Annotated in this window: 11 protein-coding genes; 2 read left to right on the top strand and 9 right to left on the bottom strand. The window is 66.7% G+C overall.

Features of this window, described 5'->3' with window-relative positions; genetic code table 11:
* Positions 1–32: 32 nt before the first annotated feature.
* The 9 genes from lpxH to ACM0PB_RS11150 form a co-directional block, all read right to left on the bottom strand.
* Positions 33–779 carry a UDP-2,3-diacylglucosamine diphosphatase gene (lpxH, locus tag ACM0PB_RS11190; protein ID WP_005415454.1) on the bottom strand — a complete coding sequence of 249 codons (747 nt, stop codon included), beginning with the start codon at positions 777–779 and terminating at the stop codon, positions 33–35.
* A gap of 93 nt (positions 780–872) precedes the next feature.
* Positions 873–1,412 carry a phosphatase PAP2 family protein gene (locus ACM0PB_RS11185; protein WP_065185789.1) on the bottom strand — a complete coding sequence of 180 codons (540 nt, stop codon included), beginning with the start codon at positions 1,410–1,412 and terminating at the stop codon, positions 873–875.
* Positions 1,393–2,538, bottom strand: coding sequence for a glycosyltransferase family 4 protein (locus tag ACM0PB_RS11180; protein ID WP_065185790.1), 1,146 nt, complete (start codon positions 2,536–2,538; stop codon positions 1,393–1,395). The genes ACM0PB_RS11185 and ACM0PB_RS11180 overlap by 20 nt, the downstream gene beginning before the upstream one ends.
* A gap of 170 nt (positions 2,539–2,708) precedes the next feature.
* Positions 2,709–5,633 carry a TonB-dependent receptor domain-containing protein gene (locus ACM0PB_RS11175; RefSeq protein WP_005415457.1) on the bottom strand — a complete coding sequence of 975 codons (2,925 nt, stop codon included), beginning with the start codon at positions 5,631–5,633 and terminating at the stop codon, positions 2,709–2,711.
* Between the two features lie 317 nt (positions 5,634–5,950).
* Positions 5,951–7,477 (bottom strand): exopolyphosphatase, encoded by a 1,527-nt coding sequence (gene ppx, locus ACM0PB_RS11170; RefSeq protein WP_005415458.1) that lies wholly within the window; start codon positions 7,475–7,477, stop codon positions 5,951–5,953.
* A gap of 169 nt (positions 7,478–7,646) precedes the next feature.
* Positions 7,647–9,734, bottom strand: coding sequence for a polyphosphate kinase 1 (ppk1, locus tag ACM0PB_RS11165; RefSeq protein ID WP_065197178.1), 2,088 nt, complete (start codon positions 9,732–9,734; stop codon positions 7,647–7,649).
* Positions 9,735–9,738: 4 nt separating this feature from the next.
* Complete coding sequence (gene phoR, locus ACM0PB_RS11160) at positions 9,739–11,070, bottom strand: phosphate regulon sensor histidine kinase PhoR (protein WP_061479944.1); 1,332 nt, start codon at positions 11,068–11,070, stop codon at positions 9,739–9,741.
* Between the two features lie 106 nt (positions 11,071–11,176).
* The gene (gene phoB / locus ACM0PB_RS11155; protein ID WP_005408258.1) at positions 11,177–11,866 is read right to left on the bottom strand and encodes a phosphate regulon transcriptional regulator PhoB; all 690 of its coding nucleotides are present in this window, start codon (positions 11,864–11,866) and stop codon (positions 11,177–11,179) included.
* A gap of 116 nt (positions 11,867–11,982) precedes the next feature.
* A complete protein-coding gene (locus ACM0PB_RS11150) occupies positions 11,983–13,629 on the bottom strand; it encodes a M48 family metalloprotease (protein ID WP_065197179.1) in 1,647 nt (548 codons plus the stop codon).
* A gap of 142 nt (positions 13,630–13,771) precedes the next feature.
* On the opposite strand from ACM0PB_RS11150, the gene grxC reads away from it, so the two are divergent.
* Positions 13,772–14,062 carry a glutaredoxin 3 gene (grxC, locus tag ACM0PB_RS11145; RefSeq protein WP_004154541.1) on the top strand — a complete coding sequence of 97 codons (291 nt, stop codon included), beginning with the start codon at positions 13,772–13,774 and terminating at the stop codon, positions 14,060–14,062.
* Complete coding sequence (locus ACM0PB_RS11140) at positions 14,059–14,451, top strand: carboxymuconolactone decarboxylase family protein (protein WP_004154542.1); 393 nt, start codon at positions 14,059–14,061, stop codon at positions 14,449–14,451. The genes grxC and ACM0PB_RS11140 overlap by 4 nt, the downstream gene beginning before the upstream one ends.
* Positions 14,452–14,515 lie beyond the last annotated feature (64 nt).

Raw genomic sequence — 14,515 nt, 5'->3', positions numbered from 1 at the left:
GATGCCAACCCTGGTTGGCATCCTGCAATCCATCAATCGCGGGCGAGCGTATCCAGCGACCAGCCGCTGGCATCCACGCGCAGCACCGAGCCCTGTTCGTACCAGTCACCCAGCACGATACGGATGCAATCGCGTCCACCGGCCTGCAGTGCGTGGATGGCCGGACGGTGCGTGTGACCGTGGATCATGGTGTCCACGCCGTGGCGTACGAAGGTAGCATCGACTTCGGACGGGGCCACGTCGGTGACGGTCTCGAACTGCGCGCGATCGCCCTGCTTCATTTCCGACTGGCGGGCCTGGCTCGCCTCGCGCGCCTTCTGCGCGAAGGCGATGCGTGCAGCCAGCGGCTGCGACAGGAACTGCGCCTGGAACACCGGGTCGCGGGTCTGCGCACGGAACTGCTGGTAGGGGATGTCATCGGTGCACAGCAGGTCACCATGCTGCAGCAGCACCGGGCGGCCGTACAGCTCGATCACGCACGGGTCGGGCAGGATGCGCAGGCCGGCACGGCGCGCATAGTCCTCGCCAAGCAGGAAGTCGCGGTTGCCGCGGATGAAGTACACGGGCACGCCGCTGTCGGACAGCACCTTCAACGCATCGGCCACCGCATCGGCGGCCGGAGAGGGCGTGTCGTCGCCGATCCAGGCCTCGAACAGGTCGCCGAGGATGTACAGCGCATCGGCGCCGGGCGCCTGCTCGCGCAGGAAGCGCAGGAACAGGTCGGTGATCTCCGGACGGCTGGGGTCCAGGTGCAGGTCGGATATGAACAACGTGGTCATGCCTGCATTCTAGGCCATCAATGATGATGGTAGCGCCGCCGGTATTGTGGGGGTCAGATCTCTTTTCCGAAGGAAAAGGATCTGACCCCGGGGCTACACCGGCAGCGGCAGCCAGGTCAGGCTGGCCGAAGCCAGCAGGACGGCGATGCCCGTGGCGGCGAGCACGTCGGAAGGATAGTGCAGGCCCAGCACCACCCGCGACAGTGCGACGCCGAGGGTGAACGGCACCAGCAAGGGTGCCAGCCAGGGGTAGTAGGCCAGTGCGACGATGGTGAACGACACTGCGTGCAGGGTGTGCCCGGAGGGGAAGCTGAATTCGTCCAGTGGTGCCACCCAGGCGCGGATGCGAAGATCGGCCGCGTAAGGCCGCGGGCGCCGCGTCCAGCGCTTGAGGCCCTTGTACAGCAGCAATGCGGCCAGGCCGGTGGCGGCCATGTGCACCGAGGCGCGCAGGCCATCGAAGCCATCCAGCACCACCAGCGCAGCCATCAGCACATACCAGAACACGCCATCGCCGAGACGGCTGATGGCCGAGAACAGGCGGCGCACGCGGCGGCGCCGGCAGTAGTGGTTCGCCCGCCGGCACAAGCGTGCCTCGCGCCCTGCCAGCAGTTCAAGCGGCGTGGTGCGCATGGCCGCTCCTCCGCGACTGCGCAAGCTCGGCCAGCAACGCATCGAACTCGGCCACCACCTGTTGTGGATGCAATCGCTTCATCGCGCGTGCGGCATTGCCGCCCAGTTCGTGGCGTTTCGCGTCATCGGCGGCCAGTTGCACGGCGGCCTCGATGAACTGCTCGTCGCTGTCCACCGCTGCGCCGTTCTCGCCGTTGCGCAGGTACTCACGCGCGGCGCCGTAGTCGAAGGCCACGGTGGCCACGCCGCTGGCCATGCTTTCCAGAGTCACGTTGCCGAACGTCTCACTGCGGCTGGGGAACAGGAACAGATCGCCGCTGGCGAAGTGGCGGGCCAGCGCATCGCCGCGCTGGATGCCACAGAAGATGAAATCGGGATTTTCATGTGCCAGCTTCTCGCGGGCCGGGCCGTCACCCACCCATACAAAGCGTGCCTTGGGCCGGATCTGCTGCAGGCGGCGGAATGCCTTCACCGCCAGGTCGAGGTTCTTTTCAGCAGCAATGCGGCCGACATAGATCGCCACCAGGCCGTTGCCATCCACGCCCCATTCCTCGCGCAGTGCAGGATCGCGCCGGCCTGGATCGAACTGCTGGCTGTCCACCGCACGGGCCAGCAGGCGCACGCGTTCGAAGCCCTGTTCGCCGAGGAACTGCTGCAATTCGCGGGTCGGCACCAAGGTAGCGTCCGCCTGGTTGTGGAAGCGGCGCATCCAGCGCATGGCCGCGGCCTGCAGCCATGCCACGCCATAGTCGGGCAGGTACTCGTCGAAGCGGGTGTGGAAGCCGCTGGCGACCGGAATGCCGAGGCGACGTGCGGTACGCAGTGCCGACCAGCCGAGTGGACCTTCTGTGGCGATGTAGACCGCATCCGGACGCTGATTCTGCCAATGGCGGCCCAGCCGGATCGGGGCTGGCAGTCCGAAGCGCAGGCCGGGGTAGCGGGGCAGGGCAGCGCCGGGAACCAGCAAGGTGCCGGGTGCCGAATCCAGCGCTTCGGTGGACTGGCGGGGGCGGACGAGGTCGATCTCGTGTCCGGCTGCACGCAGACCCTGCTCCAGGCCCTGTACGGTGAGGGCGACGCCGTTGACTTCCGGCGGATAGGTCTCGGTGACGATGGCATAGCGCATGGCGGGCCTCCCGGTTTCCGGCATGCTCGGCCCTGGCGATGTAGCCGACATGACCACTTTGCGACCGTCAGATGACGGGGGCGCCGGCCACCGCAGGGGCGCTGCGGCCAACAAAAAACCACGGCCCCGAAGGGCCGCGGTCCTGGTGCTTCATGTCACAGCGCGATGGATCAGAAGCGCTGCTGGTACTTCATGTAGACGAAGCGGCCGATGTCGTAGCCGCCGTAGTACGAGAAGGCCGAGTTCGGCTTGCTGTACATGATCGGGCCGGTCTTTTCAAACACGTTGTTGGCACCGACCGACACGGTGGCATCCCACGGCAGCGAGTAGCGCACCTGCACGTCGTGGAAGGTGACCGCACCACGCTCGTTGTAGTTGCGGGCGCCCTTGTACCACGGTGCATACACACCCGGATCCGAGCATTCGTCCGGGTACAGCGCGATGTTCGAGCAGGTTTCCTTCACGCCCGAGTAGTAACGCGCGGTCCAGCTCGCGCCGAAGTTGCCCCGCTCGTAGCCCAGCACCAGGTTGGAACGGACGCGGAAGGCGCTGCCGATGCCGTTGGTGACGATCGGGACGATCGAGTTGTCGTTGGAGGTGCGGTAGGTTGCACTGGATACGTAGGTGGTGGCCGAGTTCACGTTGAACTTGCCGAACCGGGTGTCCAGACGGTAGCTCACATCCAGGTCGTAGCCTTCGGTTTCCATGAAGCCCGCGTTGCGGTTGCCGAACTTCAGGTTGGTCACGATGCCGGTCACCGGGTCACGCTGGAAGCGCGAGCAGCGCGCTTCGATGCCCGACTCATAGCAGTCCTGCAGGATCTGGGTCGGCGTGTCGGCGATGATCGTGTTGTCGATGCGGATCTTCCACCAGTCCAGCGAGGCGTTGAAGCCCTGGATGAAGCTCGGGCTCCAGACCAGGCCCAGCGTCTTGCTGGTCGAGGTTTCCGGCGTCAGCAGCGGGTTGGACCCGGAGGTGAACGGCACCGGCGTCGCGTCCGTCGACGTGTTCACCGGGGTGCCGCCCTGGCGGAGCTGGCGGAAGGTATTCGCATTGGCGATGTCGCGTGCGCAACGTGCACGGACTTCGGCGCTGGAGGCCGAGGAACCGAAACGGGTGTCGCACGGATCGCTGAACTGCGCGAAGGTCTCCGAACCACCACCGAACAGGTCGCTGATGGTCGGTGCGCGGAAGCCTTCGGCCCAGGTGCCACGCACCATCAGCGAGTCGATCGGCTTCCACTTGAAACCGAACTTGCTGTTGAGCGTGTTGCCGAAGGTGTTGTAGTCCGAGAAGCGGGTTGCGCCATTGAAGGTCAGTTCCTTCGCGCCCGGCAGGTCGGCCAGCACCGGAACGTTCACTTCCAGGTAGGCCTCGTTGACGGTGTAGTCACCGCCGGTCGGGCCTGCGGCCAGGTTGGTGGTAGCGCCGGTCTGGGCCAGGGCATCCGGGGTGTACTTGCCTTCTTCCTTGCGGCTTTCCACGCCGAAGGCGAAGCCGAGATCGCCAGCCGGCAGGGTGACGATGCTGCCAGCGATGTTGGCAAAGAAGTTCTTGGAGGTGGTGCGGCCCTTGGTGATCTCTTCCGGGAACAGCCACGCCTGCAGTTCTTCGTTGCCGTACAGGCCATCGGCAGCCGTCGTGCCGTACGGAACCAACGGGTTCCACGGCTTGCACACGTCGTAGGAGATCGGTGCAGCTGCGGTACCGCACTGCACCTTGCCAGTGGCGGCGTTGTAGAACGACGGGCCGACGCCGCCGGCGACGCGACCCTTGTGCAGGTTGCCGGTGGCCACCGATTCCAGTTCATTGCGGTTGTACTGGTAGCCCACTTCCCAGTCGAAGTAGCGGCTGCCGATCTCGAACGAACCGTCGAACGACGCCACCGCGCGGTAGGTCTTCAGCTCGCTGGTGGTCACGCGCGGCACTTCCCAGGTACGGCGGTTCCAGGCCACGGCGGTCGGGTTGGCGTAACCGTGCTGGCGGCCGAACGGGTTGAAGTAGCTGTTGATCGACATCGAGCCGACACCGGCGGTGCTCGACTGCAGCGGATAGCCCGCGATCTGGCGGGTGGACTCACGCTTGTTGTAGCCCAGCTCGGTGCGGAAGTTGACGTTGTCGGTGATCTTGAAGCGGCCGTCGAAATAGACCGAGTCGCGCTTGACCGGATACATCACATGCATCTGGTCGTTGGCGTTGCTCACGTCACCGGTGAAAGGCGTGGTATCGGTGAGGTGGTAATTGGCCGGGTTGGTGGGATCCGCGCCGCGGTTGAGGGAATAGCCGCAACCCGCAGTGGCGGTACAGCCCGGGCCGCGCAGACCCGTGAACTGGCCGTACTGGCTGATGGTGGTCCAGTTGCTGCTGTCGTACGGATGGCGATCGGTCATGCCGTACTTGCTGAAGCCGCGATCGCGCGCCCACACGCCCTTCTCTTCGGCATGCTCGGCCGAGAGGGTCAACGACACGCGCTCATTGCTCCAGCCGGCGACAACGTCGAAGCGGTCGCGTGCACCGTCGCCCTGGCTGTACTGGCCGTGGTAGACGTTGGCAGTCACACCGGTGACATTGGAACGGGTGATGATGTTCACCACACCGGCCATGGCGTCGGAGCCATAGATCGCAGAGGCGCCGTCCTTCAGCACCTCGATGCGTTCCACGGCGGACACCGGCAGCGTGGAGATGTCCTGGTAGCCGGACGTGCTGATGCCCAGGCGCTTGCCGTTGACCAGCACCAGGGTGCGCTGGGTGCCCAGGTTGCGCATGTCGATGTAGGTGCCGCCCGCGTTTTCGCCTGCGGTCAGCGCATTGGCGCGGCTGATGGTCGGGCTGCCCATGGCGGTGACGTTCTGCAGAATGTCGGCAACCGAGCTGAACCCCTGCTTTTCGATGTCGTTGCGGCTGATCGCGAACACCGGCTGGGCGGTCTCCACGTCCACCTGGCGGATGCGCGAGCCGGTGATCTCGATGCGGTCGAGGTTGGTCGGGTTGGCGTTGCTGCCTTCCTGGGCAAACGCGGGCAGCGCTGCCAGCGCTGCAGTGGTAGCCAGGGCGTAGCGGATGGCCTGCCCCAGTGCGGTGGTGCGTGAAGTCATGGCGAGCTCTCTCTCTCAGGTCGTGCACAGGACGCCAAAGGGGGCGTCGAAGGAGCCAGCAGGGTCGATGACCGAGCCGGTGACCCGATAGTAGTCTCGTTAGTTAATGCTCTGTAAAGGGTTCGTATCCATTTATGTCACGCGGCCGCGCCAGCCTTCACAAAACGTGAACAAAAGCAGGTGCTTACGTGATGGCAGCGATTGCCCACAGCACGCCATTGTGTTGCGGAGCAGCACAAAAAATCGCCAGACTGCGCAAAGTGGGAGTGGGAAATGCGTCACCCCGGTTGTCCTGTGGACAACAGCGGACAGCGTATTCAGGCCACGAACGGACGGAACTGGATGCCCAGCCCGGCGATGCCATCGGTCTCGCCGATCAGGTCCGCGCGCAGCAGCGGGCGGGCATCGATGAAGGCCTGCGGCACGATCAGCGACAGCCGGTTGTCGTCGGCGGTCAGTTCCAGTGCCGGCAGCGGATCGTCTTCGTGGGCGCGGTTGAGCAGCACCGCCAGCCGCAGCAGGGCCGCCAGCCGGCGTGCGGTCAGCAGCAGTCGCTCGGGCAGGGCGTCGAAGGCGGTCTTGGTCACGCTGCGGCGGTGGCTGCGCACGAGAGCCGCCAGCATCTGCTGCTCCTGGCGCGAGAAGCCGGCGATATCCGAGTGTTCCAGCACATAGCTGCCATGCACGTGGTAGCCGCTGTGCGCGATCATCAGGCCCAGCTCGTGCAGGCGCGCGGCCCAGCCGAGCATGCGCGCATCGTCGGCATCGAGCCTCCAGCGCTCCTGCACCTGTTCCAGCAGGGATAGCGCGGTGTCCTGCACGCGCTCGGCCTGGACGGTATCGATACCGTAGCGCTGGCTGAGCGCAGCCACCGATTCGTCACGCAGGTCGTTTTCGCCGGCGCGGCCGACGATGTCATACAGGATGCCTTCGCGCATCGCCGCCTTGCTGACCAGCAGCTTCTGCAGGCCCAGCGCCTGGAATGCCGCTTCCAGCACCAGGATGCCGCCGGCAATGATCGGGCGGCGGTCGCTGGACAGGCCCGGCAGCTGGATGTCGTCGATCTTCTTGGCCTTCAGCAGTTCATCGCGCAGCTGCGGCAGGGCCTCGGCGGTGATGGCGCCCTTGCTCAGCTTCATCGTCGCGCAGATCTCGCTGATCGCCTTGTGCGTGCCCGAAGAGCCCAACGCTTCCTGCCAGCCCAGCGCGCGGTACTTGCTGGCGAAAGGCTGGAACTCGCGGCCAATCTCGGCCAGCGCGTCCTTCCAGCGCTTCTTGCTCAGCTTGCCGCCGGGGAAAAAGCGCCGGGTGCTGGCGATGCAGCCGGCCTGCAGGCTTTCGCGCTCCAGGGTCTGCATGCCCATGCCGATGATGAACTCGGTGGAGCCACCGCCGATGTCGATCACCAGCCGGCGCTGCCCGGGCTTGGGCGGTTGCGCGTGGGCCACGCCCAGGTAGATCAGGCGCGCTTCTTCGCGCCCGCTGACCACTTCGATGGCATGCCCCAGTGCGGTCTCGGCCGGTACCAGGAACGACTGCGGCGAGCGCAGCTGGCGCACGGTGTTGGTGGCCAGCGCGCGCACCCGGTGCGGCGGCACATTGCGGATGCGCTGGCCGAAGCGGGCCAGGCATTCCAGTGCACGTTGGCGTGCAGCGGAAGAGAGACCACCTTTGCCATCCAGGCCATCGGCCATGCGCACCGTCTCGCGCAGGCGGTCGATCACCCGCAGCTGGCCGAGCGTATAGCGCGCGATGACCATGTGGAAACTGTTGGAGCCAAGGTCGATGGCGGCCAGCAGGTCGCCATCCTGCAATGCGGGCGGAGTCGTGGTGGTATGCGGCATGGACGAATGTTAGCCGAAGGGGCGGTGTGCTCGTCACCGCGCGGCCTTCACATTTTGGAAGAGGGCGTGCCGCAGGACTGCAAGGGGTCAGATCCCTTTCCCGCAGGAAAGGGATCTGACCCCGTGGCGATCGAACCCCGACCAGCGGTCGGGATCTACCGGGGCAGGGTCAGAGCCCCTGCATCAACGCCATCTGCGCCGAATGCGGGGCTTCGTCGTGGGCTGGGGCACGCTTGTGGTAGATGCCGTGCGCGTCCAGTTCCCAGGCGTTGAGGTTGTCGTCAAGGTAGTTCTGCAGGACTTCGCGGTAGACCCGCTTGGCCAGTTCCGGATCGAGGATCGGGAAGCAGGTCTCGACCCGGCGCAGCAGGTTGCGTTCCAGCCAGTCGGCGCTGGCGCAGTACATTTCCGGTGCGCCGTCGTTACCGAACCAGTAGACGCGGCTGTGTTCCAGGAAGCGGCCGACGATCGAGCGCACGCGGATGTTGTCCGAGATGCCCGGTACGCCCGGTCGCAGCGTGCAGGCGCCGCGGATGATCAGGTCGATCTGCACGCCGGCCTGCGACGCGGCGTACAGCGCGCGCACCACCTGCGGTTCGTTCAGTGCGTTCATCTTGGCGATGATCCGCGCCGGGCGGCCAGCGGCGGCGATGCGCGTCTCGCGCTCGATGCGGCCGAGGATGCCGGTATGCAGGGTGAAGGGCGACTGCAGCAGGCGCTTGAGCTTCATCTTCGACGCCAGCCCGGACAGCTGCTGGAACAGCAGGTGCACGTCATTGCCGATGTCCGCATCGGCGGTGATCAGGCTGATGTCGGTATACGCGCGGGCGGTGCCGCTGTGGTAGTTGCCGGTACCCAGGTGCACGTAGCGGCGCAGCTTGCGGCCCTCGCGGCGCACGATCAGCAGCATCTTGGCGTGGGTCTTGTAGCCGACCACGCCGTACACCACCTGCACGCCGGCTTCCTGCAGGCGATCGGCCAGGCCGAGGTTGGCTTCTTCGTCGAAGCGGGCGCGCAGTTCGACCACCACGGTCACGTCCTTGCCGTTGCGTGCGGCCTGGATCAGCGCGTCGACGATCAGCGAATCCTTGCCGGTGCGGTACAGGGTCTGCTTGATCGCCAGTACGTTCGGATCTATCGCCGCCTGCCGGATCAGGTCCAGCACCGCGGTGAAGGCATCGAACGGGTGGTGCAGCAGCAGGTCCTGGCGCGCCGTGGTCTCGAAGATGCCGTCGCTGTCGCGCAGCGTGCGCGGTGTCATCGGCGGGTACTTCAGGTCCGGCTGCGCGATCAGGTCGTACAGCTGGATGATGCGATTGAGGTTGACCGGGCCGTCGATGCGGTACACCGCGTTCTCGGTCAGGCCGAAGTTCTGCAGCAGGGTGCGCACGATGTCGCGTGGCATGTCCTGAGCGATCTCCAGGCGCACCGCCGGCCGGTAGCCGCGGTCGACCAGTTCATCGCGCAGCGCCAGCGCCAGGTTCTCCACTTCCTCCTCGTCCACCACCAGCTCGGAATTGCGGGTGACGCGGAACTGGTAGGCGCCCTGGACTTCCATGCCCGGGAACAGCTCATCGACGAAGGTCGACAGCACCGACGAGAGGAACACGAAGTTCTGGGGCCCGCCGAGCTTTTCCGGCAGCTGGATGATGCGCGGCAGCGAGCGCGGCGCACGCACGATGGCCAGGTGGCCGGCGCGGCCGAACGCATCGGTGCCCTTGAGCACCACCACGATGTTCAGCGACTTGTTGAGGATCTTCGGGAACGGGTGCACCGGGTCCAGGCCCAGTGGCGACAGCACCGGCATGATCTCGTTGCGGAAGTAGGCGCGCAGCCAGCGCTTCTGGCGGTCGGTCCAGGAGTGGCGGCCGAGCACGCCGATGCCGGCCTCCATCAGCGCCGGCCGCAGCGTCTCGTTCCAGCAACGGTACTGCTGGTCCACCAGTTCGGCGGCGCGGTCATGGATGGCGCTCAGGATGGCCTGCGGGCTCATCCCGTCCGGTGCGGGTGGCAGGCCGTACTCCTGCGCGTGGCGCACGGCGGCGGCACGGATCTCGAAGAACTCGTCGAGGTTGGTGCAGGAGATGCACATGAAGCGCAGGCGCTCCAGCAGCGGCACCTGCGGGTCCATCGCCTGGGCCAGCACGCGGAAGTTGAAATCCAGCTGTGACAGTTCGCGATTGATGTACAGCGCCGGGTCGCGCAACGGATCGTTGTCCGGGCTCACGGGGAGGGGAAGGGATCCGAGGCTGCTCATGGCGTCATTCTTCGATGGAGGTCAGGGGGGCGGACTCGCGCGGGCGCACGTGGTCGGCATCGAAATGGCAGGAGAACACCGAGCCCTTGCCGACTTCGCTTTCAATCTCCAGCCGCGCGTGGTGCAGGCCGAGGATGTGCTTGACGATGGACAGGCCCAGGCCGGTGCCACCGCTTTCGCGGGAGCGGCTGCTGGAGACGCGGTAGAAGCGTTCGGTCAGGCGCGGCAGGTGGGTGGCCGGGATGCCGTAGCCGGAGTCACGCACCGCCAGCACCGCACCGTCGCCCTCGCGGCGGAACTCCACCGCGATGCGGCCACCGGCCGGCGTATAGCGCACCGCATTGGTGACCAGGTTGGAGAACGCGCTGTGCAGCTCCTTGGTCGAGCCCTGAAGGTCAACGCCTGCCAGGTCGTCGATGCTGATCTGGTGGCGGCCCTGGCTGTGCGCTTCGGCTTCGCGGCGCAGGGTGGCCAGCATCGGCTGCATGGCCACGGTCTCGTCCTCGCTGTGTTCCTGCGATTCGAGGCGCGACAGGGTCAGCAGGTCTTCCACCAGCTGGGCCATGCGCTGGCTCTGCTTGCGCATTTCTTCCAGCATCGGTCCGGTTCCCGGGAAATCCTCCGGGTCCATCATGTCCAGGTAACCGTGCACCACGGTGAGCGGCGTGCGCAGCTCATGTGAAACGTTGGCCACGAAGTCACGGCGCACCTGTTCCAGGCGCAGCAGCTTGCTGACATCGCGCGCGATCAGCAGCCAGTAATCGGAGGAATAGGGAATCAGCCGCAGGTTGAGGCGGATCGCCGGATCGACCGGCGAAGGTACGTCCAGGATGGGCTCGGCATTGCGGCCACCAGCCAGCCAGTGCGCCAGCGGCATTGGCTGCAGGCGCTCGACCAGGGCCTCGCCAAGGTCGCCGGGATGGTGCAGGCCGAGCAGAGCGGTAGCCGCTTCGTTGAACCACTGCACGCGCTGGCTGTTGCGATCCAGCACGACGACGGCATCAGGCAGCGCGGCGGCAGCAGCGCGGTAGCTGCGCAGCATGTCCAGCAGGCGGCGCTTGCGCACGCGCATTTCCACCTGGTTGCGGTACAGCAGGCGGTCCAGTTCGTTCCAGACGCCGGTGCCTTCTTCGGCGGTGTCCCAGCGCTGGCGAGCGGTCAGCCGGCGCAGAACGCTGCGCAGGCGCCAGTAATGCCAGGCCAGGGTCGCCAGCGCGCCCAGTGCGATGCACAACCACAGATGGCCCGTGAACCACCCCACCAGTCCGGCGAACAGCAGCACCGCGGCAACGGTGGCCAGGGTCTTCAACCAGGCAGAGCGGATGTGGCGGGGCATTGCGATCTCGTCGTTGAGGTGCGGCGGTTCACTGGGGTGAACCGAGGGTTATAGCAGAGTTGCCGGCACCGGCACCTGTAAGTGCGCGGTGCCGGCACGACGAGACTCAGGTGGCAGTGGAGAAGCGGTATCCGGCGCCGCGCACGGTCTGCACCATGTTCTCGGCGTTGAACGGCTCCAGCGTCTTGCGCAGGCGGCGGATATGCACGTCGATGGTGCGCTCCTCCACGTAGACGCTGCCGCCCCACACATGGTCCAGCAGCTGCGCGCGGGTGTAGACGCGCTCCGGGTGGGTCATGAAGAAATGCAGCAGGCGGTATTCGGTCGGGCCGATCGGCACCGGCTGGTCGTTGGCGAACACGCGATGGGCGGCGCCGTCGATACGGATCGGGCCGACGGCTACGCTGCCGTCCTCGTCATCTTCGCGGGCGCGGCGCATGACCGCGCGGATGCGGGCCAGCAGTTCGCGTGCCGAGAACGGCTTGACCACATAGTCATCGACACCGGCCTCGAGGCCACCGACGCGATCGTTCTCTTCGCCGCGGGCGGTCAGCATGATGATCGGCACTTCGCGGGTCAGCGTTTCCTTGCGCCAGCGACGGGCCAGGTCCAGGCCGCTGGTGCCGGGCAGCATCCAGTCCAGCAGGATCAGGTCGGGAACGCGATCGGCGATCGCGGTCTGGGCCTCCCGGGCATCGCCGGCGTGGACCGGTTCGTAATCGCCCTTGCGAAGGGCGAAGGCGACCATTTCACGGATCGCGGGCTCGTCATCGACGATCAGGATGCGTTTCTGCACGAGGACACCGTAGGGCTCGGTTACTGGACTGGTGCCAGTAGACTACGGTTTGATGACATGTTTGTGACTACCCGGCCGGAACCGGCCCGGATTGCCATCGGCCGGTCATGCGGTGCTCAGCGGCGGTCCAGATCCGGGTCCTGCACGCCCTGCCGGCGCAGCTCCAGCACCGTCGGGGTGATCGATTCGATGCGTGCGTCAACCCGCGCGCGGCCGATGTAATCCAGCGCCGGGTTGCGCTTGAGCGCCTGCAGCTGCATCAGTGCCTGTTCTGGCCGCCCGCTGAGGAAGGCGGCCTCGGCATAGGCCTCGCTGGCGCGCACGCTGTCGCCAGCCAACTCGCTGGCGCGGGCGAAACGCTGCTGGAAGACCGGATCGTTACCACTTTGCGACAGCAGGGGGCGCAGCATCGCCTGCGCACGCTGGCCGGCTTCGCGGCTGCCTTGTTCGTTCAGGATCTCGGCATAGGTCAGTGCCACCGGGCGGCTGTTGGGGTGTTCGCGCAACAATTGCTCGAAGCGGCTGTTGGCCTGGGCCGCCTGGCCTGCGCGCGACTCCGCCTCGCCCAGGCCCAGCGCCAGCCACAGGTTGCCGGGGTGGGTCTGCAGCAGGCCGGCCAGGGTCTGCCGGGCCTGGCCGGCACCGGCACGGCCACCGCGCATCACCGCCAGTGCCTGGCCGTAGCGCTGCGCATCGTTGAGGCCGTCCTTCTGCCGCTTGGCCAGGTCGGCGTACTCGCGCTCCAGCTCGGGGGTGGAGTCCGCGCTGAGCACGCGCAGGCGCTCACGCGCCCACTCGAAGTCACCGCTGGCGCCACGGTTGAGCTGGCCGATCGGCAGACGCAGCACACTGCCGGGCAGCAGCGGGTTGTTGCCGCGCAGCAGCGGCTCGCCCAGGCTGGGATCGGCCGGGTCCACCCGCTCCTTGCGCTCGCCGGTGGGGGTGCTGGTGGTGAGAAGCACCGTATCCTTCTTCATCTGCTGGGCGCGGGACTTGGCCTCGCTGATGCGGGTGATGTTGACCGGGTGGGTGCGCAGGAACTCGGGCACGCTGTAGCCGCCTTCGTTGCCGCGCATGGCTGCCGACATCCGCTCGAAGAAGCCGGCCATGGCATCCACGTCGTAGCCGCTGCGCGACAGGGTGCGGATGCCGAGGCGGTCGGCCTCGGACTCGTTGGAGCGGGTGTAGTTGATCTGCCGCTGCTGCATCAGGCCCATGCCCGAGCTGATCGCCGCCATCGTCGCGTTGCCGGACGACGTGCTGTTGCTGGCCTGGGCGGCCACTACCGCCGCCAGCATGCCCAGCAGGATCGGGATCTGGTCGCGCTGGGCGCGCTCGACACCGCGCAGCACGTGCTGCTGGGTGACGTGGGCGATTTCGTGGGACAGCACCGCAGCAACCTCGTCCTCGCGCTCGGCGGTCAGCACCAGTCCGGCATTGACCCCGATGTAGCCGCCCAGCGTGGCGAACGCGTTGATCTGGCGGTCGTTCATCACGAAGAAGGTGTACGGCTGCCGCGGCTGATCACTGTTGGAGCCGAGCCGGGTACCCATGGTCTGCAGCCAGTCGTTGACCAGCGGATCTTCCAGCAGGTAGCCGTAGTTGCGCAGCTCGCGCAGCATCATCGCGCCGTACTCGGCCTGGCGGGCCGGGGTCAGCAGCTCGCCGGCCGAAGAGCCGATGTCGGGCAGCTTCTCCTGGGCCTGGGCCAGCGGCATGGCCAGGGCCAGGGTGACGGCGGTAGTCAGCAGCAGGGCTCGCAAGCAGAAGGTCCTCGGGCGGGGCGCACCAAGCGTGGCAGGGCGGGGGGCAACCATTCGTTAATCCACAGTGTTGCGGCCGTGGCGTGGAAATTCCAGCGCACCGGTACCATATGTAGACCGTCGATCCATCGTGGAGTTTCCCGTGACAGCCCAGACCGCCGGCGGTGCCCCCGCCATCACCATCTATTCCACTGCCGTCTGCCCGTACTGCGTGGCCGCCAAGAACTTCCTGAAGAGCAAGGGCCAGCAGTGGACCGAGGTCCGCATCGACCTGGATCCGGCCGAGCGCGAGAAGATGATGGCGCTGACCCGTCGCACCAGCGTGCCGCAGATCTTCGTCGGCGACGTCCATGTCGGCGGCTACGACGACATGATGGCCCTGCACCGTGAAGGCAAGCTCGAGCCGCTGCTGGCCGGGCAGGGCCAGGCATGAGCGCGGCCGACGACGGCAGCAAGGACCGCATCGCCGAGTTCACCGAGTTCCGCAAGCGCATGAACGAGCGCATCCTGGGCGAACCGAACCAGGTGGTGCGCCGCTTCTTCGCGCTGGATACGCAGACCTACCAGGCCGGCGCGCTGGACGTGAAGACCAAGGAGCTGCTGGGCCTGGTGGCCTCGATGGTGCTGCGCTGCGACGACTGCATCAGCTACCACGTGGCCCAGTGCAAGGACGCCGGGGTGACCCGCGAGGAGTTCTTCGAGACCTTCTCGGTCGGCCTGGTGGTGGGCGGCTCCATCGTGATCCCGCACCTGCGCCGCGCGGTCGACTTCCTCGACCAGCTGGAAGGCGGCGCCGCCGCGCCAGCCGCGCACGAGCACTGAGGGTCGTGCCGGCCAGCGGCCGGCATCCCCTGAACCCGACATGGCCGGGGTTGCCGGCCAGCGG

This window comes from Stenotrophomonas sp. AR029, from assembly GCF_047520695.2.
Taxonomy (GTDB): domain Bacteria; phylum Pseudomonadota; class Gammaproteobacteria; order Xanthomonadales; family Xanthomonadaceae; genus Stenotrophomonas; species Stenotrophomonas sepilia.
Note: the sequence above shows the minus strand (reverse complement) of the source record. Positions and strands in the feature narration are given on the sequence as shown.